34 protein-coding genes are annotated in these 22098 nt (G+C 48.3%); 32 read left to right on the top strand and 2 right to left on the bottom strand.

Going from position 1 to position 22098, the window contains the following annotated elements:
- The first annotated feature begins 9 nt into the window (after positions 1–9).
- The 26 genes from rplN to zapD all read left to right on the top strand — a co-directional run bounded on the left by rplN (position 10) and on the right by zapD (position 15970).
- Positions 10–378, top strand: a complete 369-nt coding sequence (gene rplN, locus Q394_RS0110200; RefSeq protein WP_028489205.1) for a 50S ribosomal protein L14 — start codon at positions 10–12, stop codon at positions 376–378.
- A gap of 28 nt (positions 379–406) precedes the next feature.
- Positions 407–727, top strand: a complete 321-nt coding sequence (gene rplX, locus Q394_RS0110205) for a 50S ribosomal protein L24 (RefSeq protein WP_028489206.1) — start codon at positions 407–409, stop codon at positions 725–727.
- 8 nt (positions 728–735) lie between these two features.
- Positions 736–1278, top strand: a complete 543-nt coding sequence (gene rplE / locus Q394_RS0110210) for a 50S ribosomal protein L5 (protein ID WP_028489207.1) — start codon at positions 736–738, stop codon at positions 1276–1278.
- A gap of 14 nt (positions 1279–1292) precedes the next feature.
- Positions 1293–1598: a 30S ribosomal protein S14 gene (rpsN, locus tag Q394_RS0110215; protein ID WP_028489208.1), complete on the top strand. Its 306-nt coding sequence runs from the start codon at positions 1293–1295 to the stop codon at positions 1596–1598.
- A 12-nt stretch (positions 1599–1610) separates the two neighbouring features.
- On the top strand, positions 1611–2006 hold the full coding sequence (gene rpsH, locus Q394_RS0110220) for a 30S ribosomal protein S8 (protein WP_028489209.1): 396 nt from the start codon (positions 1611–1613) through the stop codon (positions 2004–2006).
- A gap of 14 nt (positions 2007–2020) precedes the next feature.
- The gene (gene rplF / locus Q394_RS0110225) at positions 2021–2560 is read left to right on the top strand and encodes a 50S ribosomal protein L6 (protein ID WP_028489210.1); all 540 of its coding nucleotides are present in this window, start codon (positions 2021–2023) and stop codon (positions 2558–2560) included.
- Between the two features lie 12 nt (positions 2561–2572).
- Positions 2573–2926, top strand: a complete 354-nt coding sequence (gene rplR, locus Q394_RS0110230; RefSeq protein WP_028489211.1) for a 50S ribosomal protein L18 — start codon at positions 2573–2575, stop codon at positions 2924–2926.
- A 9-nt stretch (positions 2927–2935) separates the two neighbouring features.
- Complete coding sequence (gene rpsE, locus Q394_RS0110235; protein WP_028489212.1) at positions 2936–3445, top strand: 30S ribosomal protein S5; 510 nt, start codon at positions 2936–2938, stop codon at positions 3443–3445.
- A gap of 4 nt (positions 3446–3449) precedes the next feature.
- A complete protein-coding gene (gene rpmD / locus Q394_RS0110240; RefSeq protein WP_028489213.1) occupies positions 3450–3638 on the top strand; it encodes a 50S ribosomal protein L30 in 189 nt (62 codons plus the stop codon).
- A 2-nt stretch (positions 3639–3640) separates the two neighbouring features.
- Positions 3641–4078, top strand: coding sequence for a 50S ribosomal protein L15 (rplO, locus tag Q394_RS0110245; protein ID WP_028489214.1), 438 nt, complete (start codon positions 3641–3643; stop codon positions 4076–4078).
- Between the two features lie 12 nt (positions 4079–4090).
- Positions 4091–5440 carry a preprotein translocase subunit SecY gene (secY, locus tag Q394_RS0110250; protein WP_028489215.1) on the top strand — a complete coding sequence of 450 codons (1350 nt, stop codon included), beginning with the start codon at positions 4091–4093 and terminating at the stop codon, positions 5438–5440.
- Between the two features lie 27 nt (positions 5441–5467).
- Complete coding sequence (gene rpmJ, locus Q394_RS21925; protein ID WP_084260420.1) at positions 5468–5584, top strand: 50S ribosomal protein L36; 117 nt, start codon at positions 5468–5470, stop codon at positions 5582–5584.
- A gap of 75 nt (positions 5585–5659) precedes the next feature.
- On the top strand, positions 5660–6016 hold the full coding sequence (rpsM, locus tag Q394_RS0110255; RefSeq protein ID WP_028489216.1) for a 30S ribosomal protein S13: 357 nt from the start codon (positions 5660–5662) through the stop codon (positions 6014–6016).
- 26 nt (positions 6017–6042) lie between these two features.
- Complete coding sequence (rpsK, locus tag Q394_RS0110260) at positions 6043–6447, top strand: 30S ribosomal protein S11 (protein WP_028489217.1); 405 nt, start codon at positions 6043–6045, stop codon at positions 6445–6447.
- Between the two features lie 9 nt (positions 6448–6456).
- Positions 6457–7077 (top strand): 30S ribosomal protein S4, encoded by a 621-nt coding sequence (gene rpsD, locus Q394_RS0110265; protein WP_028489218.1) that lies wholly within the window; start codon positions 6457–6459, stop codon positions 7075–7077.
- Between the two features lie 27 nt (positions 7078–7104).
- Positions 7105–8109 carry a DNA-directed RNA polymerase subunit alpha gene (locus Q394_RS0110270; protein WP_028489219.1) on the top strand — a complete coding sequence of 335 codons (1005 nt, stop codon included), beginning with the start codon at positions 7105–7107 and terminating at the stop codon, positions 8107–8109.
- 25 nt (positions 8110–8134) lie between these two features.
- Entirely contained in the window at positions 8135–8518 is a 384-nt protein-coding gene (rplQ, locus tag Q394_RS0110275) for a 50S ribosomal protein L17 (RefSeq protein ID WP_028489220.1), read from the top strand.
- Positions 8519–8590: 72 nt separating this feature from the next.
- Entirely contained in the window at positions 8591–8968 is a 378-nt protein-coding gene (locus Q394_RS0110280; RefSeq protein ID WP_028489221.1) for a hypothetical protein, read from the top strand.
- A gap of 10 nt (positions 8969–8978) precedes the next feature.
- Complete coding sequence (bioB, locus tag Q394_RS0110285) at positions 8979–9950, top strand: biotin synthase BioB (RefSeq protein ID WP_028489222.1); 972 nt, start codon at positions 8979–8981, stop codon at positions 9948–9950.
- Positions 9951–9963: 13 nt separating this feature from the next.
- Positions 9964–11835 (top strand): tRNA uridine-5-carboxymethylaminomethyl(34) synthesis enzyme MnmG, encoded by a 1872-nt coding sequence (gene mnmG, locus Q394_RS0110290; protein ID WP_028489223.1) that lies wholly within the window; start codon positions 9964–9966, stop codon positions 11833–11835.
- A gap of 3 nt (positions 11836–11838) precedes the next feature.
- Positions 11839–12411, top strand: a complete 573-nt coding sequence (gene rsmG / locus Q394_RS0110295; RefSeq protein ID WP_028489224.1) for a 16S rRNA (guanine(527)-N(7))-methyltransferase RsmG — start codon at positions 11839–11841, stop codon at positions 12409–12411.
- 4 nt (positions 12412–12415) lie between these two features.
- Positions 12416–13210 carry a ParA family protein gene (locus Q394_RS0110300; RefSeq protein WP_028489225.1) on the top strand — a complete coding sequence of 265 codons (795 nt, stop codon included), beginning with the start codon at positions 12416–12418 and terminating at the stop codon, positions 13208–13210.
- 32 nt (positions 13211–13242) lie between these two features.
- Positions 13243–14061: a ParB/RepB/Spo0J family partition protein gene (locus Q394_RS0110305; RefSeq protein WP_211248801.1), complete on the top strand. Its 819-nt coding sequence runs from the start codon at positions 13243–13245 to the stop codon at positions 14059–14061.
- 87 nt (positions 14062–14148) lie between these two features.
- Entirely contained in the window at positions 14149–14415 is a 267-nt protein-coding gene (gene rpsT, locus Q394_RS0110310; RefSeq protein ID WP_028489227.1) for a 30S ribosomal protein S20, read from the top strand.
- A 73-nt stretch (positions 14416–14488) separates the two neighbouring features.
- Positions 14489–15088: a dephospho-CoA kinase gene (gene coaE, locus Q394_RS0110315; protein ID WP_028489228.1), complete on the top strand. Its 600-nt coding sequence runs from the start codon at positions 14489–14491 to the stop codon at positions 15086–15088.
- A 60-nt stretch (positions 15089–15148) separates the two neighbouring features.
- Entirely contained in the window at positions 15149–15970 is an 822-nt protein-coding gene (gene zapD, locus Q394_RS0110320) for a cell division protein ZapD (protein ID WP_028489229.1), read from the top strand.
- Between the two features lie 80 nt (positions 15971–16050).
- Here zapD and Q394_RS21445 read toward each other — a convergent pair whose 3' ends face one another.
- Positions 16051–16659: a DUF2914 domain-containing protein gene (locus Q394_RS21445; RefSeq protein ID WP_051543249.1), complete on the bottom strand. Its 609-nt coding sequence runs from the start codon at positions 16657–16659 to the stop codon at positions 16051–16053.
- Positions 16660–16824: 165 nt separating this feature from the next.
- On the opposite strand from Q394_RS21445, the gene Q394_RS0110330 reads away from it, so the two are divergent.
- The 4 genes from Q394_RS0110330 (at position 16825) to Q394_RS0110345 (ending at position 20632) form a co-directional block, all read left to right on the top strand.
- A complete protein-coding gene (locus Q394_RS0110330) occupies positions 16825–17076 on the top strand; it encodes an exodeoxyribonuclease VII small subunit (protein ID WP_028489230.1) in 252 nt (83 codons plus the stop codon).
- A complete protein-coding gene (gene ispA, locus Q394_RS0110335; RefSeq protein WP_028489231.1) occupies positions 17076–17969 on the top strand; it encodes a (2E,6E)-farnesyl diphosphate synthase in 894 nt (297 codons plus the stop codon). Before Q394_RS0110330 ends, ispA begins: the two co-directional genes overlap by 1 nt.
- A 74-nt stretch (positions 17970–18043) precedes the next feature.
- Positions 18044–19933, top strand: a complete 1890-nt coding sequence (gene dxs, locus Q394_RS19825; RefSeq protein ID WP_038141147.1) for a 1-deoxy-D-xylulose-5-phosphate synthase — start codon at positions 18044–18046, stop codon at positions 19931–19933.
- Between the two features lie 75 nt (positions 19934–20008).
- Complete coding sequence (locus Q394_RS0110345) at positions 20009–20632, top strand: DoxX family protein (protein ID WP_028489232.1); 624 nt, start codon at positions 20009–20011, stop codon at positions 20630–20632.
- A 51-nt stretch (positions 20633–20683) separates the two neighbouring features.
- On the opposite strand, the gene Q394_RS0110350 is transcribed toward Q394_RS0110345, so the two are convergent.
- The gene (locus Q394_RS0110350; protein WP_028489233.1) at positions 20684–20941 is read right to left on the bottom strand and encodes a hypothetical protein; all 258 of its coding nucleotides are present in this window, start codon (positions 20939–20941) and stop codon (positions 20684–20686) included.
- Between the two features lie 192 nt (positions 20942–21133).
- Here Q394_RS0110350 and Q394_RS0110355 point away from each other — a divergent pair, with 192 nt between their 5' ends.
- Both Q394_RS0110355 and Q394_RS0110360 read left to right on the top strand, forming a co-directional pair.
- Entirely contained in the window at positions 21134–21613 is a 480-nt protein-coding gene (locus tag Q394_RS0110355; protein WP_084260422.1) for a DUF302 domain-containing protein, read from the top strand.
- On the top strand, positions 21610–22095 hold the full coding sequence (locus tag Q394_RS0110360; protein ID WP_028489235.1) for a hypothetical protein: 486 nt from the start codon (positions 21610–21612) through the stop codon (positions 22093–22095). Before Q394_RS0110355 ends, Q394_RS0110360 begins: the two co-directional genes overlap by 4 nt.
- Positions 22096–22098 lie beyond the last annotated feature (3 nt).

Raw genomic sequence — 22098 nt, forward strand, 5'->3', positions numbered from 1 at the left:
AGAACATAAATGATCCAGATGCAATCCATTCTGCTAGTTGCAGATAATAGTGGTGCCAAACGTGTTATGTGCATCAAAGTTCTGGGCGGTTCTCATCGTCGTTATGCAGGCATTGGTGATATCATCAAGGTCAGCATCAAAGATGCGATCCCGCGCGGCAAAGTTAAAAAAGGTGACGTTTACAATGCTGTAATCGTCCGTACTGCTCACGGTGTACGTCGTAACGATGGTTCTAAAATCCGTTTCGACAACAATGCCGCAGTCCTGCTGAATAATAAGTTGGATCCGATCGGTACACGTATTTTTGGGCCTGTCACTCGCGAATTGCGTGGTGAGAAGTTCATGAAGATTATTTCTCTAGCACCTGAAGTGCTGTAAGACTGCAACGACAGAAGTAGGTGACAAAATGCGTAAAATTCGCAGTAATGACGAAGTGGTTGTCATCACCGGCAAGGATAAAGGCCGTCGCGGCAAAGTCATGCAGGTGTTGGTAGAAGAAGGTAAAGTTTTGGTTCAAGGTGTTAATCGTGTTAAGAAACACGTGAAACCTAACCCTAATGCTGGTGTTCAAGGTGGTATTATTGAAAAAGAAATGCCATTAGATAACTCCAATGTAATGCTGGTCAACCCTGCTACAGGCAAGGGTGACCGTGTTGGATTCAAGCTCCTGGACGATGGTAAGAAAATCCGTGTCTTTAAGTCCAATGGTGAGCGCGTAGACGCTTAAGGTGTAAAATGTCGAGACTGCAACAGTATTACCGCGATACTGTCATCAAAGAATTGATGGACAAATTCGGGTACAGCAATGTGATGGAAGTGCCGAAGCTGGTGAAAGTCAGCCTAAACATGGGTTTGGGTGAGGCTGTCGGTGACAAAAAGATTATTGAACATGCTACAGGCGATATGGCCAAGATCGCAGGTCAAAAACCTGTGGTAACATTGAGTCGTAAATCCGTTGCAGGTTTCAAAATTCGTGACGGTTGGCCAATTGGCTGCATGGTGACGCTGCGTGGCGAAAAAATGTATGAGTTTATTGACCGTCTGGTAAATATTTCCATCCCTCGTATCCGTGACTTCCGTGGTCTCAATGCGCGTGCATTTGATGGTCGTGGTAACTACAACATGGGCATCAAAGAACAGATCATCTTTCCTGAAATTGAATATGACAAGATTGATGCGCTGCGTGGTATGAATATTACGATTGCCACTACCGCCAAAAATAACGATGAAGGGAAAGCGTTGCTCGAAGCATTCAAATTCCCTTTCAGACAGCAGTAAGAGGATAAGATCACATGGCAAAGAAATCCATGATCGCCCGTGAAACACGTCGTACTGCTGCTGTTGCCAAATTCGCAGCTAAGCGTGATGAATTGAAAGCTATTATTAGCAGTCCTGACAGTTCTTTTGAAGCTGTAATGGAAGCTAATGAAAAGCTGCAAAAGTTACCACGTGACAGCAGTCCAGTTCGCCAAATGACTCGTTGCCGTCTGACAGGTCGCCCGCACGCTGTTTACCGCAAGTTCGGCTTATGCCGTAACAAATTGCGTGAAGCAGCTATGCGTGGTGATGTTCCTGGTTTGACCAAAGCAAGTTGGTAAGGGAGAAACAAAATGAGTATGAGTGATCCTATCGCCGATATGCTGACCCGCATTCGTAACGGTCAAATGGCAACAAAGGCGAGCGTTAAATTTCCGTCTTCTAAACAGAAAACGGCAATTCTTGAAGTATTACAAAGCGAAGGTTATGTTGCTGAGTTTGCAACTGATATCGTTGATGGCAAGCCTGTTACAACAGTTAAGCTGAAGTATTTTCAAGGCACGCCAGTTATCACCAAGGTAAAGCGTATTAGCCGTCCTGGTTTGCGTATTTTCCGTGGTGCAGATGAACTGCCAACAGTCATGGGTGGCTACGGTATTTCCATCGTTTCCACATCTAAAGGCGTTATGAGTGGTCGCGTAGCCAAGGCTTCTGGCCAAGGTGGCGAAGTCATTTGCACGGTTGAATAAAGGCGGACTTTGAAATGTCTAGAATTGCAAAAAAAGCGCTTACTGTGCCAGCAGGTGTAGAAGTTAGCATTAGTGGGCAAAGCCTGAAAGTCAAAGGTAGCAAAGGCTCTTTTGATTTCGCAGTGCATGATGCCGTAGAAGTTTCACAAGAAGACAATGTGCTGAAGTTCAAGTCAAAGCGTGACGGCGATACTGCTGGTTGGGCGTTGGCAGGTACTACACGTGCATTGGCAAACAACATGGTCATTGGCGTGAGTCAAGGCTTTGAGAAAAAATTGCAATTGGTTGGGGTTGGTTATCGTGCCCAAGCTCAAGGCAATAAATTGAATCTCAGCTTGGGTTTTTCCCATCCTGTTGTACACGATATGCCTGAAGGCGTTACGGTCGAAACCCCTAGTCAGACAGAAATTCTGATCCGTGGTAGCGATAAGCAGAAAGTTGGTCAAGTTGCAGCAGAAGTTCGTGCATACCGTCCACCAGAGCCTTACAAAGGCAAGGGTGTGAAGTATTCAGACGAAGTTATTCTGCGTAAAGAGACCAAGAAGAAGAAGTAAGGTGAACTAAAGATGGACAAGAAAACATCCCGCATCCGTCGTGGTAAGCGTAGCCGCATGAAAATGCGTGAATTGCGTGTTAACCGTCTGAGTATTCACCGTACTTCTCTGCATATCTATGCACAAGTGGTGACTTCTGATGGTTCTCAAGTACTGGCTTCAGCTTCCACGCTGGATAAAGACCTGAAAGCAGGTCTTGATTACACCGGCAACGTAGCTGCTGCTATCGCTGTAGGTAAGTTAGTTGCCGAGCGTGCATTGGCAAAAGGTATTGACGCGGTTGCTTTTGATCGCTCTGGTTTTAAATATCATGGTCGCATCAAGGCGCTGGCAGATAGCGCTCGTGAAGCCGGTCTGAAATTCTAAGGATTTATCATGGCGAAGGCAGAACATACATCAGCACCCTCTGACGGTTTGCAAGAAAAATTGGTTAAAGTTAACCGCGTTGCGAAAACAGTTAAGGGTGGTCGTATCATGAGTTTCACTGCGTTGACCGTAGTGGGTGATGGTAATGGTCGAGTTGGTTTTGGTTACGGTAAAGCACGTGAAGTGCCTGCTGCTATCCAGAAAGCAATGGATCAGGCTCGTCGTAACATGGTAACAGTTTCTTTGGTGGATGGTACGTTACAATACCCTATCAAATATGAACAAGGCGCAGCACGTATCTATATGCAGCCCGCTTCTGAAGGTACAGGCGTTATCGCTGGTGGTGCGATGCGTGCGGTTTTGGAGGTTGCGGGAGTGCGTAATGTACTTTCCAAATGCCAAGGAACACGCAATGCTGGTAATGTGGTACGTACCACTATCGCAGCGCTGGGTTCAATGCAATCACCCGAGATGATTGCCGCGAAACGTGGCAAAGCTATTACGGACATTAAGGGGTAATACAATGACTTCCGCGAAACAACTTAAAGTGACGTTATACCGCAGTCTGAATGGTCGCTTGAAAGCGCATCAACAGTGTGCGCGTGGTCTTGGTATTCGTAAGATTCACGGCTCTATTACTGTGATTGATACCCCTGAAAACCGTGGCATGATCAACAAGATTTCCTACATGCTCAAGGTTGAGGAAGCTTAAAGATGAAATTGAATACGCTACAACCTGAACTGGGTAGTCGCCCTGAGCGCACTCGTGTAGGCCGTGGTATCGGTTCTGGTTTGGGTAAAACCGCTGGTCGTGGTCATAAAGGTCAGAAGTCTCGTAAAGGTGGTTTCCATCACCGTAAAGGCTTTGAAGGTGGTCAGATGCCAATGCATCGTCGTCTACCTAAGTTTGGCTTTAGTTCACGTATTGGTCAACGCACAGCTGAAGTTCGTTTAAATGAACTGGCTCTGGTAGAAGGTGACGTGATTGATTTGGCTGGGCTGATAGCGGCTAATGTGGTTGATGCTCGTACTTTACAAGCCAAAATCATTCTTTCTGGTGAAGTGGCGAAAGCAGTCACTGTAAAGGGTGTTGGTGTTACCAAAGGTGCACGTGCCGCAATCGAAGCCGCAGGCGGCAAAATCGAAGAATAACGGATAAAAAATATGCGCAAGAACCCTACAGGTTCCTTAGGGGGCTTTGGAAACATGGTCGAAATTCGCCAGCGGCTGGTCTTTGTCCTGCTGGCGTTGATCGTTTACCGTATTGGTACCTATATTCCTGTTCCTGGTGTAAACCCAGCGGCCATGGCGCAATTTTTTGATCAGAATAACGGTACTATTCTTGGTGTTTTTAATATGTTTTCAGGCGGTGCATTGCAGCGTTTGAGCGTATTTGCATTGGGAATTATGCCGTATATCTCGGCCTCCATCATTATGCAGTTGATGGCAACGGTTGTTCCTGTATTGGAGCAGATCAAGAAAGAAGGTGAGTCAGGGCGTCGTAAGATTACACAGTACACACGTTACGGTACTGTTGTGCTGGCTCTGTTCCAAAGTTTTGGTGTGGCAATTGCTTTGGGTGGTACCGATGTTGGCAATGGTCAGACAATTGCGCTGAATCCGGGGCTAGGCTTCACTATTACTACAGTTGTTACCCTTGTGACAGGTACACTCTTTTTGATGTGGTTGGGCGAACAGATTACCGAGCGTGGTATTGGTAATGGTATTTCCCTGATTATTTTCGCGGGTATTGTGGCGGGTTTGCCGGCTGCTATCGGCGGAACATTAGAACTGGTAAATACTGGTGAATTGCACTCTTTGTTTGTTATTGGTTTGTTGCTGTTGGTATTAGCTGTTACCGCATTGGTCATTTTTGTTGAACGTGGCCAGCGTCGGATTACGGTTAATTATGCTAACCGCCAGCAAGGCCGCAAGATGATGATGGGGCAATCCAGTCATTTGCCATTGAAGTTGAATATGGCAGGGGTTATCCCGCCGATTTTTGCTTCTAGTATTATTTTGTTCCCGGCAACGCTGGGACAGTGGTTGGGAAATACCTCTGGCATGGGGTGGCTCAAAGGTTTCTTCGACATGTTGAAGCCCGGTGAGCCTGTTTATGTGTTACTCTATGCCACTGCAATTGTATTCTTTTGTTTCTTCTATACTGCGTTGGTTTTTAACTCGCGTGAGACAGCAGATAACTTGAAGAAAGCAGGTGCTTTTGTTCCTGGTATTAGACCTGGTGAGCAAACATCTAAATACATTGATGGTGTCATGACCCGTTTGACAGCGGTTGGTGCCATCTACATTACATTGGTCTGTCTCCTGCCTGAATTTTTGATTCTGGTCTGGAAAGTGCCCTTCTACTTTGGGGGTACTTCGCTGCTGATCATCGTGGTTGTTGTCATGGACTTCCTGTCACAATTGCAGGCACATATGATGTCACACCAATACGAAGGTCTGATGAAAAAGGCCAACTTCAAAGCGCAGACACGCCCCGGCACTGTGCGCTGATCTGATTACTTTCGAGAGGTTTTTATCATGAAGGTTCGAGCTTCAGTTAAAAAATTGTGCCGTAACTGTCGGGTTGTCCGCAGAAACGGTGTGGTTCGTGTTATCTGTTCTTCTGACCCGCGCCACAAGCAGCGTCAAGGTTGAGAGCCGATTTAGGTTGATAATTAAAAGGGGTTCTGGCACAATCGCCCGTTTTCCCGGTAGTCTGGAGAGATTTTAATGGCTCGTATTGCGGGTATCAATCTTCCTGTCAATAAGCACGTAGTGATCGGTCTTACCGCCATTTATGGCGTTGGTCGTCCACGTGCTGCTGACATTTGTAAGGATGCGGATGTTGTGCCAAGCACTAAAATCCGTGATCTGAGTGAAGAACAAGTTGAACGCCTTCGTCTTGAAGTAGGCAAACTCATGGTTGAGGGCGATTTGCGTCGTGAAGTCTCCATGGCCATCAAACGTTTGATGGATATGGGGTGCTATCGTGGCATTCGCCATAGACGCGGCCTGCCTATGCGCGGTCAGCGTACCAAGACCAATGCACGCACCCGTAAGGGTCCGCGTCGTCCTATTCGCAAATAATATATAGATTGCAGGTAGAGTAAGTAATGGCAAGACAGCCTAGAAAAGGTGCAACTGTTAACCTTCGTAAGAAGGTCAAGAAAACTGTCACTGACGGTGTTGCACACGTCCATGCATCATTCAATAACACAATTGTGACTATCACTGACCGCCAAGGCAATGCGCTGGCTTGGGCTACCTCTGGTGGTTCTGGTTTCCGTGGTTCACGTAAAAGTACCCCGTTCGCTGCACAGGTTGCTGCTGAGCGTGCTGGTAATGCAGCGAAAGATTATGGCCTAAAAAACCTTGACGTTGAAGTTAAAGGTCCTGGTCCTGGTCGTGAGTCCGCTGTGCGTGCCCTGAACAGCGTTGGCTTCAGGATTAATAGCATTGTGGATGTAACGCCGATTCCCCACAACGGTTGCCGTCCACCTAAGAAACGTCGTGTGTAGGAGATAGTCATGGCACGTTATATTGGCCCTACCTGCAAACTAAGCAGACGCGAAGGTACTGACCTTTTTCTGAAAAGTCGCAGTGTATCCCTCGAAAAGAAATGTAAACTGGATAAAGTTCCCGGTCAGCATGGCGAAAACAAAGCTCGCTTATCTGATTACGGTGTTCAGTTGCGTGAAAAGCAGAAAGTTCGCCGTATCTATGGTGTGCTGGAACGTCAATTCAGTAATTATTTTAAGGAAGCGGCACGTCGTAAAGGTTCTACAGGCGAAAATCTGTTGAAACTTCTGGAATGTCGTCTGGATAACGTCGTTTATCGTATGGGTTATGGTTCTACCCGTGCTGAATCCCGCCAGCTGGTTAGCCACAAAGCTATTACAGTTAACGGGCAGTCGGTAAATATCCCGTCTTATCAGGTTAAATCTGGTGACGTCGTAGCCGTTCGTGAGAAGTCCAAAAAGCAAACACGTATACAGGACTCTGTCGCTGTTGCTGACCAACTTGGCCTCCCGTCATGGGTGGAAGTTGATGTAAAGGGACTGTCAGGTACTTTTAAATCAGTACCGGATCGTAGCGATCTGCCAGCCGAAATTAATGAATCATTGATCGTGGAATTGTACTCCAAGTAATCATTGATCAGGTTCGAGAGGAAAAGTATGACCTCGAAAACAACAGAATTACTGAAACCGCGTAATGTTCATGTGCAAGAGACAGGTTTAAACACCTATCGCATCACACTTGAACCGTTAGAGCGTGGTTTTGGACACACACTGGGTAATGCTCTGCGCCGCATTTTACTGTCTTCTATTCCAGGCAGTGCAGTGACAGAAGTGCAGATCACTGGTGTGGTACATGAATACACCAGTATCGAAGGTGTGCAAGAAGACGTAGTTGAGATTCTTTTGAATCTCAAAAATCTGGCGATTCGTCTCAATGCTCGTGATGAAGCTACCCTGACCCTTAAGAAAAAAGGTAAAGGCGTTGTAACAGCGGCGGACATTGAACGTGATCATGATATTGAGATCATTAACCCGGATCATGTTATTGCGCACATCACCAAGGACGACACTGAGCTGGAAATGAGCCTGACGATCACTCGTGGTCGTGGCTATCAACCAGCTTCTGTACGCCGTGGCCCTGATTCACCGGAATTGCCATTAGGCACTCTGGTGTTAGATGCCAGTTATAGCCCAATCACGCGTGTTGCTTACAACGTAGACAGCGCCCGTGTTGAGCAGCGTACTGATATGGACAAGCTGGTGCTGGAAATCCAGACTAATGGTTCCGTTAATGCGGAAGAATCCATTGGTATGGCAGCACAGATTCTGCAACAGCAATTGGCCGTGTTCTTTGATCTTCGTATTGAAGAGCCTGTCCGCCGTGAAGAATCTCAACCAGAAATTGACCCGATTCTGTTGCGTCCGGTTGACGATCTGGAACTGACTGTACGTTCAGCGAACTGCCTGAAAGCAGAGAACCTGTTCTACATCGGTGATCTTGTGCAACGTACTGAGACTGAATTGCTGAAGACACCAAATCTGGGCAAGAAGTCCTTAACTGAAATTAAAGATGTGCTGGCACAGCATGGTCTGACACTGGGTGCTAAGTTGGATAACTGGCCGCCAGCAGGTCTTGATCACCGTGACAGCAAAGTGGCTTAACCACGGGTTTTGAAGGATATAGAAGATGCGTCACCGTAATACTGGTCGTCAATTAAGCCGCGATAGCAGCGCCCGTAAAGCCCTGCTGCAAGCTTTGACAAACTCACTGCTTCGTCACGAGACGATCAAAACAACTCTGCCAAAGGCCAAGGAATTGCGCCGTGTAGCAGAGCCATTGATCACTCGTGCCAAAGAAGACTCTGTACACAACCGCCGTATCGCTTTCTCGCGCTTGCGTGATAAAGAAATAGTTGGCAAATTGTTCAACGACCTTGGGCCACGTTTTAAAGAACGCCAAGGTGGTTATTTGCGTATCATCAAGTGTGGTTTCCGTGCTGGTGATAATGCGCCGATGGCTTATGTTGCACTGGTTGATGAGGCAGATGCTGCACAAGCTGCAGCAGAGTAAGCAAACGCTTCATGCTTCCTGAAAGGCCGACTTCGTTCGGCCTTTTTGCGTTTCTTTTATTCAGGGGATGGTATGGAAAACAACCCACAAGTCGTAACTGCTGACAGTGCGCGTAAAACTGCAAAGTTCTTTTATTACGGTAATCTACTCTCTGTACTTATTCCTTTTCCAATCTTTATTCTATGGTTTGGCGCAGGAATACTCGTGTATGCCATGCTTCGCCACCACCCAAACCCACGGGTAGGCTATTATACCCAGATAGCCACTTACCATTATTACGGTTTGGCCGGTGGTCTAGTTCCTATATTGACGTTTGCTCCTGGTGACTTTTTTGCGAACTGGTGGTGGGCGTTATGGATTGTTTGCGTCGTGATACTGGTTCCGCTGTCTATTCGCGAGTTGCTGCGAATTAACCGTGAAACATGGCACGATACTGTTAAGTCTCACTGAGGAGTGGACAATGTCTGAATTACGTCATGATTGGCACATCGAAGAAATCAATGCCTTGCTGGCAATGCCGTTCAGTGATTTGATGTTCAAAGCGCACGAGGTGCATCTGGAGCATTTTCCAAGTAATCAAGTGCAAGTTAGTACCCTATTGAGTATTAAAACAGGCGCTTGCCCAGAAGATTGTGGATATTGTTCTCAAAGTGCTACCAATGACACTTCGCTTGAGCGAGAGCGCCTGTTGCCCTTACAGGAGGTCATCGATTCAGCCAAAACTGCGCAAGCAAATGGTGCTACCCGCTTCTGTATGGGGGCTGCATGGCGTAACCCAACTGACAAGAACCTTGAGCGTGTGATTGACATGGTTCAGGCTGTCAAAGGCATGGGGCTGGAAACCTGTGTTACTTTGGGAATGCTTACGGATAGGCAGGCAGGCCGCCTTAAGGATGCAGGGCTAGATTATTACAACCATAATCTTGATACCTCACCTGAGTTTTACGGTAGCGTGATATCCACCCGTACTTTTCAGGATCGTTTGGATACGCTAGAGCACGTGCGTAATGCAGGTATCAACGTTTGTTCGGGTGGCATTCTAGGTATGGGTGAAACGCGTTTAGACCGTGCCCGTTTATTGCAGCAATTGGCGAATCTGAAATTCCATCCTGAATCTGTGCCTATCAATGATCTGGTCAAGATTAAGGGAACGCCATTAGCGGGCGTAGACAAGCTTGACCCGTTTGAGTTTATCCGTACTGTTGCAGCAGCGCGAATCATGATGCCTAAATCTTACGTGCGCCTCTCGGCAGGTCGTAATGATATGACCGACGAAATGCAGGCATGGTGTTTCTTTGCAGGCGCCAATTCTATTTTTTATGGCGAAAAACTGCTAACAACTGAAAATCCCGCTGAAAGTCACGACCAGCAACTGTTCACCCGATTGGGAATTGTGGCTGAAGCCGGAAAAGCTGGCAGCACCCACCTGTAAGGAGTAGGGCATCATGCATTACCCACAACCCTATGATGTCATCGTTATCGGCGGCGGACACGCCGGAACCGAGGCGGCTCTAGCGGCGGCACGGATGGGGCAGCGTACCCTGTTGTTGACCCACAATATCGAAACCATTGGCGCGATGAGCTGCAATCCCGCTATCGGCGGTATTGGTAAAGGCCATTTGGTCAAGGAAGTCGATGCGCTGGGCGGCGCAATGGCGCACGCCGCCGACCGGGGTGGTATCCAGTTCCGCACCCTCAATTCCAGCAAAGGTGCGGCGGTGCGTGCAACCCGTGCGCAGGCTGACCGGGTACGTTACAAGGCGGCGATTCGTACCATCGTTGAGAACCAGCCTAATCTGCACATGTTCCAGCAAGCGGTCGATGATTTGCTGGTGGAAGGCGATACCGTCGTCGGGGTGCGAACCCAAATGGGCTTGAGCTTTACAGCGCGTGCGGTAGTGCTGACATCGGGGACGTTTCTTGCGGGTAAAATTCACATTGGCTTGAGCAACCATGCGGGAGGTCGGGCAGGTGATCCGCCTTCGATGGCGCTGGCGGAACGCTTGCGTGAACTGCCGTTTCGTGTGGATCGTCTGAAAACAGGCACACCGCCGCGTATTGATGCCCGTAGCATCGACTTCAGCAAGCTCGAAGAGCAGCCAGGTGATACGCCGACCCCAGTATTTTCCTTTTTGGGCAACGTGGATGAGCACCCGCCGCAAGTTTCTTGCCACATCACCTATACCAATCCCCAGACGCACGACATCATTCGCAGCGGGCTGGATCGTTCGCCGATGTACACCGGCGTGATTGAAGGCATAGGCCCGCGTTACTGCCCGTCGATTGAAGACAAGGTAGTGCGTTTTGCCGATAAGGATCGTCACCAGATTTTCATCGAGCCGGAAGGGCTGGATACCCACGAAGTCTACCCCAACGGTATTTCCACCAGTTTGCCGTTTGATGTGCAGTATGCGTTGGTGCGCTCAATGGCAGGTTTGGAAAATGCACATATTACTCGCCCCGGCTACGCGATCGAATACGACTTTTTCGACCCGCGTGACCTGAAGCCGACGCTGGAAACCAAAGCGATGCACGGCCTGTTTTTTGCCGGGCAAATCAATGGCACAACAGGCTACGAAGAAGCCGCTGCTCAAGGCTTGCTGGCGGGTTTGAATGCCGGGTTGTACGCGCAGGAAAAAGACGGTTGGTCGCCGCGTCGTGATCAGGCTTACCTCGGTGTATTGGTGGACGATTTGATTACCTTGGGCACGAAAGAACCGTACCGCATGTTCACCAGCCGCGCCGAGCACCGTTTATTGTTGCGTGAAGACAATGCTGATCTGCGTTTGACTGAACAGGGTAGGGCGCTGGGCTTGGTGGATGACACCCGCTGGGCGGCCTTCTGCGAAAAACGCGAAGCTATCGAGCTGGAACAGCAACGTTTGCGCTCCACAGTATTACAACCGAATGCTGTTAGTGCGGAAGACAGCCAGCGTGTGTTTGGTGATGTTTTATCGCGGGATTACAAGCTGCATGACTTGTTGCGCCGTCCGAATGTCACTTACGCAGATTTAACAGGCTTGCCTGCCGTAGGGAGTCCGGTGACGGATGAAAAAGTGGCAGAGCAGGTCGAAATCCAGTGCAAATACGCCGGTTACATCGAGCGTCAGCAAGGCGAAATCGACAAACAGCGCCGCCATGAGGAAACCCGCTTGCCGGATTGGCTGGATTACGCACAGGTACGCGGTTTATCCAACGAAGTCCGCCAGAAATTGCAGAGCCAACGCCCGGTTACTATTGGTCAGGCTGCCCGCACGCCGGGAATTACACCAGCCGCCATTTCATTGTTATTGGTTCACTTGAAAAAGGCGGGTTAAGGCATGGATGCGCATGAAACACAGTTACTTAACCGTTACCTGCAACTGCTGCAACGCTGGAACAAGGTCTACAACCTGACCGCTGTGCGTGATCCGGCTGAAATGCAATCTTTGCACATTGCTGACAGCATTAGTGTTGCGCCCTATTTACGCGGGGAAACCTGTCTCGATGTGGGTAGTGGTGCTGGCTTGCCGGGAATCCCGCTGGCTATCCTCCAGCCTGAACGCCATTTCACCCTGCTGGACACCAATGGTAAAAAGACCCGATTTATACAGCAAGCGGTGCTGGAGTTGGGTTTGAAGAACGTTACGGTGATTCAGACACGGGTGGAAAGCTGGCAGCCTGCTGGGCATTTTGACGCAATTATTAGCCGTGCTTTTGCCTCGCTCCGGGATTTTGTGACCTTTACCGGAAAACATGCCGGTGAAAATGGTATCCTCTATGCGATGAAGGGGCGCTACCCCGCCAGCGAGTTGGCAGAGCTTCCCATGGGCTGGCAAATGACTGCTCAGCATCCTCTACATGTGCCGGGTCTGGATGCAGAGAGGCATCTCTTGGAATTACAGCGAGACTAAACCCATGACGCGAGTTATCGCCATCGCCAACCAGAAAGGTGGCGTGGGTAAAACCACGACCGCTGTTAATTTAGCTGCATCTCTCGCCGCGATGAAGCGTCGTATTTTATTGGTGGATATCGACCCTCAAGGCAACGCTACCACCGGTGTTGGTTTAGAGAAGCATGGGCAAGCGGTGACATTAACAGATGTTCTGTTGGGAGAGGCTCAGGCTGTTGATATTCTGGAAGAATTGCCCAATAGTATGCTGCACGTGCTACCCGGTTCACCGGATGTCACGATTGCAGAAGTGAAGCTGATGAACTCTGCGCGACGTGAATACCACTTACGTGACGCCTTAGCACCCTTACTCGATAGCTATGATTATATTCTGATTGACTGTCCACCTTCACTAAACATGTTGACGGTGAACGCGCTGGTGGCTGCGGATGGTGTGATAATTCCCATGCAATGTGAGTACTATGCATTGGAAGGCTTGAGTGCTTTAGTCGGGACAATTGAACGCATTACACAAACCGCCAACCCCCAATTGAAAGTCATGGGATTGGTGCGAACAATGTACGATCCACGCAGCAATTTAGCTCGCGATGTTTCCGAGCAGATCCATGCTTTCTTTAGGAATAAAGTTTATAGCACGGCTATTCCGCGTAATATTCGTTTGGCAGAAGCGCCTAGCCATGGCTTGTCAGCACTTGAATACGATAAAGGTTCCCGTGGTGCATTAGCATACCTAGCCTTAGCGGCTGAAATGCTACGTAAGGATGGAGCGATCATTGCAGCGGATGGAGAGCAGGCGTAGTGAAGAAGCAAGCGTTAGGTCGTGGTCTTGAGATGTTGCTGAGTTCAGCGCGAGGTGATGCTGAACAAATCGATGATATTAGTTTGAAAAAACTGCCGATAGAGCGCATTCGTCCGGGGCAGTACCAGCCTCGCACGCGTATGGATCCTGATGCGTTGCAGGAACTAGCCGATTCTATTCAAGCTCAAGGCTTGGTGCAGCCTGTCGTGGTGCGTAAGCTCGGCGGTGGGGAATACGAGCTGATTGCGGGTGAGCGTCGCTGGCGGGCTTCACAGATGGCTGGTTTGCACGAAATTCCTGCGATTGTGCGTGAGATTCCCGATCAAGCCGCCGCCGCAATGTCGTTGATCGAAAATATCCAACGTGAAGATCTCAATGCTTTGGAAGAGGCGAGTGCTCTGCGTCGCTTGATTGATGAGTTTGGCTTAACCCACCAGCAAACCGCTGAAGCGGTCGGGCGCTCTCGTGCTGCGGTCACCAATTTGTTGCGGTTACTGGATTTACAGCCTGAAACCAAGGCATTCGTGGATGCAGGGCAACTTGAAATGGGTCATGCGCGTGCATTACTGGCTTTGCAAGGCCAACAGCAGGTGGATATCGCCCAGCAGGTTGCTCAGCGGCAGATGTCTGTGCGTGAAACAGAGCGTCTAGTTAAAAACACATTAGCGGTAGGGCAGAAGCCTATTGCCGAGGTTCGGCTATCCCCTGATGTGGTGAAATTGGAAAAAACCCTTACCGATACCCTTGGTGCGAAAGTAGCCATTCGTTACAATCGTGCAGGAAAAGGTAAACTTATCATTGAATACAATAGCTTAGATGAGCTTGATGGTATTCTTGATCATATTCAGTAAATATTATGCCCAAGGTGTTGCCGCGAAGGAAGAATCGCTGCATAATACGCCCCTTGTTTTTCGGATTGGTTTTTCGGGAGAATACCCTTGCCTAACATAGCTTCAGCTAAAAAACGTGTTCGCCAGAGCGAAGTAAGCCGTATGCGGAATCGCCATATGCGTACACGTTTGCGCACACAAATTAAAAATGTTCTGCACGCCATTGCTGCGGGCGATCGCGAAGCTGCCCTGTCTGCTTACCAAGCGGCTGTGCCTGTGATTGACTCCATTGCTGACAAAGGCATTATTCACAAGAATAAAGCAGCTCGTCATAAAAGCCGTCTGAACGCTCACATCAAAGCATTACAAGCTTAATCTAAAAGATTGGTTTGAAAAGTTTTCCAAGGCCGGTTTGTAATAACCGGCTTTTTGTGTTTGTGTGGTGTTTATGCTAAAAGTTGGTCTGACAGGCGGCATCGGTTGTGGAAAGTCTACGGCAGTGCGTCGTTTTCGAGAACTAGGTGTTCCCGTTATTGAGGCTGACTTGATCGCGCGTGAAGTGGTTGCAATTGGGCAACCTGCTTTAGATGAAATTGCTACCTTATTTGGACATCAGGCACTGCAAAGTGATGGTGCGCTTAATCGTAGCTGGTTGCGTCAAACCGTTTTTGGCGATTCTTTACGCCTGCAACAACTTGAGTCCATCCTGCACCCTCGCATTCGTACTGAAATCCTCAATAGAATGGCTGCTTGCACACACAGTGCTTACGTTATTGTTGATGTCCCTTTGTTGTTTGAAAAGGACTATACTCAACTTTTCGATCGTATTTTAGTGATTGACTGTTTGCCAGATCAGCAACGTACTCGGGTACAGGTTCGTGATGGTAGTGATGACACGGTGATTAGCTCGATCATGCAGTCACAAATAGAGCGAGAAGCACGTTTACAGCGAGCTAATGATATTATTAGTAATACCTCGTCAATTACTGATTTCTATGAAAAAATTAATGAAATAAATAATAGATATGTGAAATTTTCAGAGGCTTAGTTGCTTGTTCTATTAGCTTTTTGGTATAAAGGCTATTCAATAGGGCTTGCAAAGTATTTTATGATGATTTATGCACAACCGCTGAATGAAGATATTCGCCGAATTTCTGAGCCACATATGATTGGTTATGAACAACCGTTAAACGAGAAAATTCGTCTGTTTATGCGGCTAGAGCTGCTGACAGGAAGGTTTCTATACCATATTTCGAAGGATCCTCAACCTGAGGACACGGTAGCAGCCTTACATCTACTGCTCGATCTGTATAATTTGTCTGCCCGTCTTGATGTTAAAAGTGAAATTTTAAAAGAAATTGATCGGATGGGGCAGTCTGCTCGGTTGTTAATGCGCAAAGAAGATGCTGATGCTACGCGTTTAGATGCAGTATTGGAAAAGCTGAACCATCATAGTGATGTGCTTTATCAGCAACGCGGGCAGTTAGGCCAGCACCTAAAAAATCATATGTTCTTCAATAGTTTGAGACAAAGATCCACTTTGCCAGGTGGACTTAATGGTTTTGATATTCCATTGTTTCACTATTGGCAGGAACAATCCATTGATGTACGTATTGATGATTTAAATGAGTGGATCGAGCCATACGTGACGGCTAATGCTGCTGCTCGTGAGCTTTTAAATATCGTCCGTGATTTCGGTGAGCGTTATGAAGAAGTTGCTAAGGAAGGTTTCTATCAGTCGATGATGGAGGCGCGTAAGCCTTACCAGATGATGCGGGTGGAGTTGCCGGATAATGTGGATTATTACCCTGAAATCAGTGCTGGCAAACAGCGCTTTACCTTGCGTTTCGTTAATGCAGACATGCTGGCTGAACGTGGCAAGCAGAACCATAAAGATGTGAAGTTTACATTGGTTTTGTGTTCTTTCTAAGCATTTCAACGGATTGATTCGATAGTTGTTTCGATGAAAAACGGGCTTTTAGGCCCGTTTCTCAATTCTGACATAGACTTCTAGCGTTGAAGTGTATCCCAGATAGCTTGCTTGCTTTTTTCAGGTACGGTCGCAGGTGGTGTGACAGGTGGTGGTGCGGCAACAACAGGGGTGGTTGCAGGTGCAGGTGCAGGGATAAGTGCTGTATCAGCCGGTACAGCCGCCGGTATAATTGGCTCAACAATTAACGTGTCTTGATGTAGGACACTGCCATCACTATCTTGTACAATAACCGTCCATTTTCCGGGTAAGTTAGGTGAAATTGTCTTACTGGAATGTACCCTCCATCGCTGTCCCCCCACTGGAAACTGTAAGCCCAGCTGTAATTCACCGTCTTTTTCCCAGCGATGGGTGATGACGTGTCCTTGTAAACCAACAAGTTCAGTGAAGTAATAGACGGTTTGCCCGGCGCTTATTGTTGCTAGCTGGCTATCTGGTTCACGGTCAGTAATGCCGGTGGTGAATGCTGCCCGTGCTACTTGCGGTGTTGGCGCAACGACGGGGGTGTTTGCAATGGCTGGTGGTATGGAGGCTGTTGGCGTCGATAAGCTGTCTTCTGCCCATACGCTGTGCGAGGCTAGACTCATGATCACTAGCGATACAACCGTTTTCAAGTTTATGTTCAACATGTTTTGGGGTTCTCTCTGCAATGACATAATTAGAATATTATGATATTCACTGTTGGTAGTTTACTGTATTTACACAGTATTCTCCAAAGAATGCCTTGTGTAAGCTTGCCCCTGATGGCAACTTAGGTTTTACTATCTTATTTGCACGATTAAGCAGGCTCAACTATGGTTAAAAAGCAAACAGAATCTAGTGCGGTGACGGAACCAAACTTCGAGGCTGCAATGGCAGAACTAGAAGGATTGGTACAGCGCATGGAAGGTGGCGAGTTATCGTTGGAAGATTCCCTCAAAGAATTTGAGCGCGGGGTAAAGCTAACTCGTTTGTGTCAGGCAGCCCTCAAGGTCGCAGAGCAGCGAGTGAAAGTACTGAGCGCTGATGGTCAGGAGAGTGATTTTGCAGCGCAAGGGGATGTTTAATGCTTAATGTGCGTAGCCGTTTGCAAGCCTGGCAAGAACGTATCGAGTCAGTGCTGGATGAGATGCTTCCCCCTGCTTCCACTCACCCCGCCAAGCTGCATGAGGCCTTGCGCTATTCGGTGTTGGATGGCGGTAAGCGAATGCGTCCATTGTTGGTGTATGCGACAGGGGAGGCCTTGGGCATTGCGCCTGAGCATCTAGATGTACAGGCCGCCGCTGTTGAACTGATCCACGTGTACTCTCTGGTGCATGACGATTTGCCTGCGATGGATGATGATGATCTGCGCCGGGGCAAGCCGACCTGTCATAAGGCTTTCGATGAGCCAACCGCGATTTTAGTGGGTGATGCATTGCAAGCATTGGCATTCCAAATGTTGGCGACACATCCGCGCATGACGGCTTCACCAGCTCAGCGTTTACGCATGATTGAACAATTGGGGCAGGCGGCGGGTTCGCGTGGCATGGTGGGCGGTCAGGCGCTTGATCTGGCGGCGGTTGGACAGCAGTTGACAGAAATTGAGCTGGAAAACATGCACATTCACAAAACGGGAGCATTGATCCGCGCCAGTGTGCTGTTAGCGGCGTATAGTGTAGAGGCGATTGATGTGGAACGTTTGCGGCAACTGGATCATTTTGCCAAATGCATTGGTCTGGCATTTCAGGTTCAGGACGATATTCTGGATGTGGAAAGCGATACCCAAACATTGGGTAAAACCCGTGGAGCGGATATTGCAGCGGGAAAACCCACGTACCCTTCGATCATTGGCTTGTCGGCTTCCAAGATGAAATTACAGGATTTGTATGACGAAGCCTTGGATGCTTTGGTATCCTTGGGAGATTCTGCCCATTTGCTGCGTGAAATTGCCGAGTTTACGGTCAAGCGCATAAGATAAATAAAAACACAGGAAATACCGACGAATGCCGACCACAGTGCCACCTTTACGGTTGATGATTAGGGGTTAATTACGTGCTTGATACCATCCACTCTCCTGCCGATTTACGTCGTCTGGAACTTGATGCGCTACCTGCGTTATGCGCTGAGTTGCGTGAATTTTTACTGAATTCGGTATCTACCGGGGGAGGCCACTTTTCATCAAATCTGGGAACGGTCGAGCTGACGGTGGCGCTGCATTATGCCTTCGAGACGCCGCGTGACAAGTTGGTGTGGGATGTGGGGCATCAGGCTTATACGCATAAGATCCTCACCGGGCGGCGTGAGCAGATGGATAGTATTCGCCAGAAAGATGGCCTGGCAGGTTTTCCGAAGCGCTCTGAAAGTGAGTACGACACGTTTGGGGTGGGGCATTCCAGCACCTCGATCAGTGCAGCGTTGGGCATGGCGTTGGCAGCACAGCATAAGGGCGAAGATTACGAGTCCATCGCGATTATCGGGGATGGCGCGATGACGGCGGGGATGGCGTATGAAGCCTTGAACCACGCGGGTGATCTGGATGCCAACCTGATTGTTATCCTCAATGACAATGAAATGTCTATCTCGCCGAACGTGGGGGCATTACGTAAATACCTGACGCGCTTGCTGTCGGGGCGGATGTATTCGACCATGCGTGAAAGCGGTAAGAAGGCGCTATCGCACAGCAAATCCCTTTCCAAACTGGTCAAGTTGACCGAGGAGCACGTGAAAGGCATGGTATTGCCCGGCACGCTGTTCGAGGAAATGGGCTTCAAATATTACGGGCCGATTGACGGGCATGATGTGGAGGAGTTGGTGCATGTCCTGCACAACCTAAAAAACATCAAAGGGCCGCGCTTGTTGCACGTGCTGACCCAGAAAGGCAAGGGCTACGAGCCTGCGGAAGAAGATCCTTGTACGTATCATGGGGTAACACCATTCAACCTGAAAACGGGTTTGGTGGCGAGTGCTAAGAAATCCACACCAACGTATACGCAAGTGTTTGGGCAGTGGTTGTGTGACATGGCTGAACAAGATGAACGGTTGGTAGGTATTACGCCTGCCATGCGTGAAGGTTCGGGTTTGGTGGCATTTTCTGAGCGTTTTCCTAGCCGCTATTTTGATGTGGGCATTGCTGAACAGCACGCAGTGACACTGGCTGCTGGTTTGGCTTGTGATGGCGTCAAGCCGGTGGTGGCTATTTATTCCACGTTTTTGCAACGCGCGTATGATCAGTTACTGCATGATGTGGCGATTCAGAACCTGCCGATCGTGTTTGCGATTGACCGCGCCGGGTTGGTGGGTGCGGATGGGCCGACGCATTCTGGTAATTACGATTTGTCATTCCTGCGCTGTGTACCGAACATGGTGGTGATGGCACCAACCGAAGAAAATGAGTGCCGCCAGATGTTATATACGGCTTTCCAGATGAATTGCCCGACAGCGGTGCGTTACCCGCGTGGTAAGGGGATCGGGTTAGAGCCACAAGTGGAGATGCAGGCAATACCGCTGGGCAAAGCGTTGAAGCTGCGTACTGGTAGGTCGGTGGCTATTTTGTTATTTGGTTCGTTGTTGGCTGAGGCTCAAGCGGCTGCTGAAGAGTTGGATGCGACACTGGTGAATATGCGTTTTGTTAAGCCTCTCGATAAGTTGATGATTCGGGAGTTAGCACAGTCACACGAGTTACTGGTAACGTTGGAAGACAATGCTGTCATGGGCGGAGCAGGCAGTGGTGTTAATGAATACCTGCATGAGGCGGGTCTAGCGGTGGAAGTCATGAATTTGGGTTTGCCGGATAGTTACATTGATCATGCGCAACGCGAGGATCAGTTGGCTGCTTGTGGATTGGATGCGCAAGGGATCGTGCAACGGGTCAACGCGGGGTATGGTGGGCGTATTCGAATTGGCGTAACTTTGTATCCTGTGCCACAATACGTGACAAAGTGAAGTGTCAGAAATCGACTATAATCCTATGAAAAAGTTGATTCTGTCTGTATTTCCCCAATTCCTGAGGAGTGGTTCATGAAGTTTATTGTTGGCTTTTTCAGCCTTGAATGGATGCGTGTTTTTGATTTCATTGCACCGTTAGTTATCCGCCTGTTTCTTGCCCCGATGTTTTGGATATCGGGTGTTAAGCATTTGGGGTTGTTCTCCAGTTCTGATTTTGCCTTTTACAATCCGTTGACATGGGTGAATCCCGAAGCTTTCCAGCAAAGTGTTGCTGCACTTAACAACACAGTATTTCCGGGCATGGGCACTGAAACACTGTTGATTTTGTTGGGTACGATTGAGGTTGTGGCTGCGATCTTGTTGATCTTGGGTTTGGGGGTACGTTGGGTGGCGCTGGCACTGATGTTTGTGGTCGTCGTATTGGGTTTGATCGCGATGGGTGATGCTGGTTTCCTCAACACCATGGAACAATTGGTCATGAGCCACGGTTACACTGATATGGCTAATAACCTCACTGAAGTTTATTTAGTCTATTTCATTCTGCTACTGGCCTTGTTCTTTATGGGTGCTGGTCGTTGGTTTAGCCTAGATTGGTATGTTTACCGCAACTTTATGCAACGCATTGACAGTAATTCTGCGCATCATGATCCGTTTGAAATTGATGCAACAGATGAACCAGGCATAAGCAAGATGTAAGCGCTGATTGATGCTTCTTAAAAAGGCTGCCCAATGGCAGCCTTTTTCGTTTTAACGGAGTTCACCGCGTTCACGCATGGCTTTGACTTTCTGATCATTGCGCTTCATCAGTTGCAGGGTTAGGTAAATTTTGGCGGGAATCGAGAGAAACAAGCCACCCGCAATTAAGCCTGCTACCAATGCAATGCCTTGGACACCATGCCCAGTCACAATATCAGTAAAAATGACCAAACCAACGCCGATGGCGGCAATGCTTAGACCCATGATAATCAACCCGTACATGAACCGGGTGAGTTGTTGTTCTTTCATGGAGTAGCCGCCTTTGCGTTGAGGTATAAACTTCCTATTATCCAGTGGTAGATCTGTGAGTAACTGATTTTTATCAACAATACATTAGTTGCTACTAATATACTGACCTTGAATATCTGTTTTTACTTGCAGTTGCTTGGGCTAGCTACTATATTAGAAATATCTAATATTTATTGGCTACGGGCTTTTAAGATGAATTGGCTAAAAAAATTAATAGTAGGTATGACTTGTTGGGCGGTCATGCTGGTCGCTTCCGCTAGTAATGCGGATGGTTCTGAGCACCCTAAATTGACGTTGATCTATGATTCCCCTTATGGATTTGAAGAAACGTTGGAATCATTACGTAATACCATTCATGCCCACAATTTCCGCGTATTTCCCGATCGCTATTTAGAAGAAGGGCTGACGGACGAATTTTCCGTGAATACCCATCAAGTCAGTGTACGTTTCTGCAATTTTAGTGATTTGCATGAAGCACTTGAGATTGAGCCTCAAGTAGGTGTGGTGTTGCCTTGTACAATTACTGTCATTGAAAGAGAGGATGGCAAAGTTCAACTGTTGACGGGTAATGTTCAGGCTATGTTGACGCTGTTTGATAACCCTAAGCTGACCGCTGCATTTCAGGATCTAGAGGATAAGTATCAGGCCATTATTGATGAGGTAACGCTATGAAATTTTTAACTGTCGGTTTGTGGGGAGCCTTAGTGACAGGGTTACTGTTTGCCCCTGTTCATGCTGCTGAAAAGTTACTGACCGTGCATTCTCAGCAAGCGTTCGAACCAGCGTTGGAGCAGGTGCAGGAGGTGTTGAGTAAACACCATTTTACGGTGGCGCATATCCAGAAGTGTGACGGTGGCTTACATGATATGGGTTACAGCACCGATAGCTATCGTATTGTATTCTTTGGGCGTTTGGATGAGGTACGTGCATTAAGCAAGACGCATCCAGAATTGGTGCCATTGTTTCCCTTTAAGCTAGCGGTTTATGCTAAGGGTAAGGATACTGTTTTTTCTATCCTGAATCCTACGCAGCTGGCGCCATTGTTGGATGCAGATAAGGATTTACAGCAGCAGTTAAGCGCGTGGGAACAAGATTTTCGTGCCGTATTGGGTGAAATGCAGGATGTGCAGGTTCAGGTTGCACATGCTCACTAAGTT

Origin of the sequence: Thiothrix lacustris DSM 21227, from assembly GCF_000621325.1 — a bacterium.
Taxonomy (GTDB): domain Bacteria; phylum Pseudomonadota; class Gammaproteobacteria; order Thiotrichales; family Thiotrichaceae; genus Thiothrix; species Thiothrix lacustris.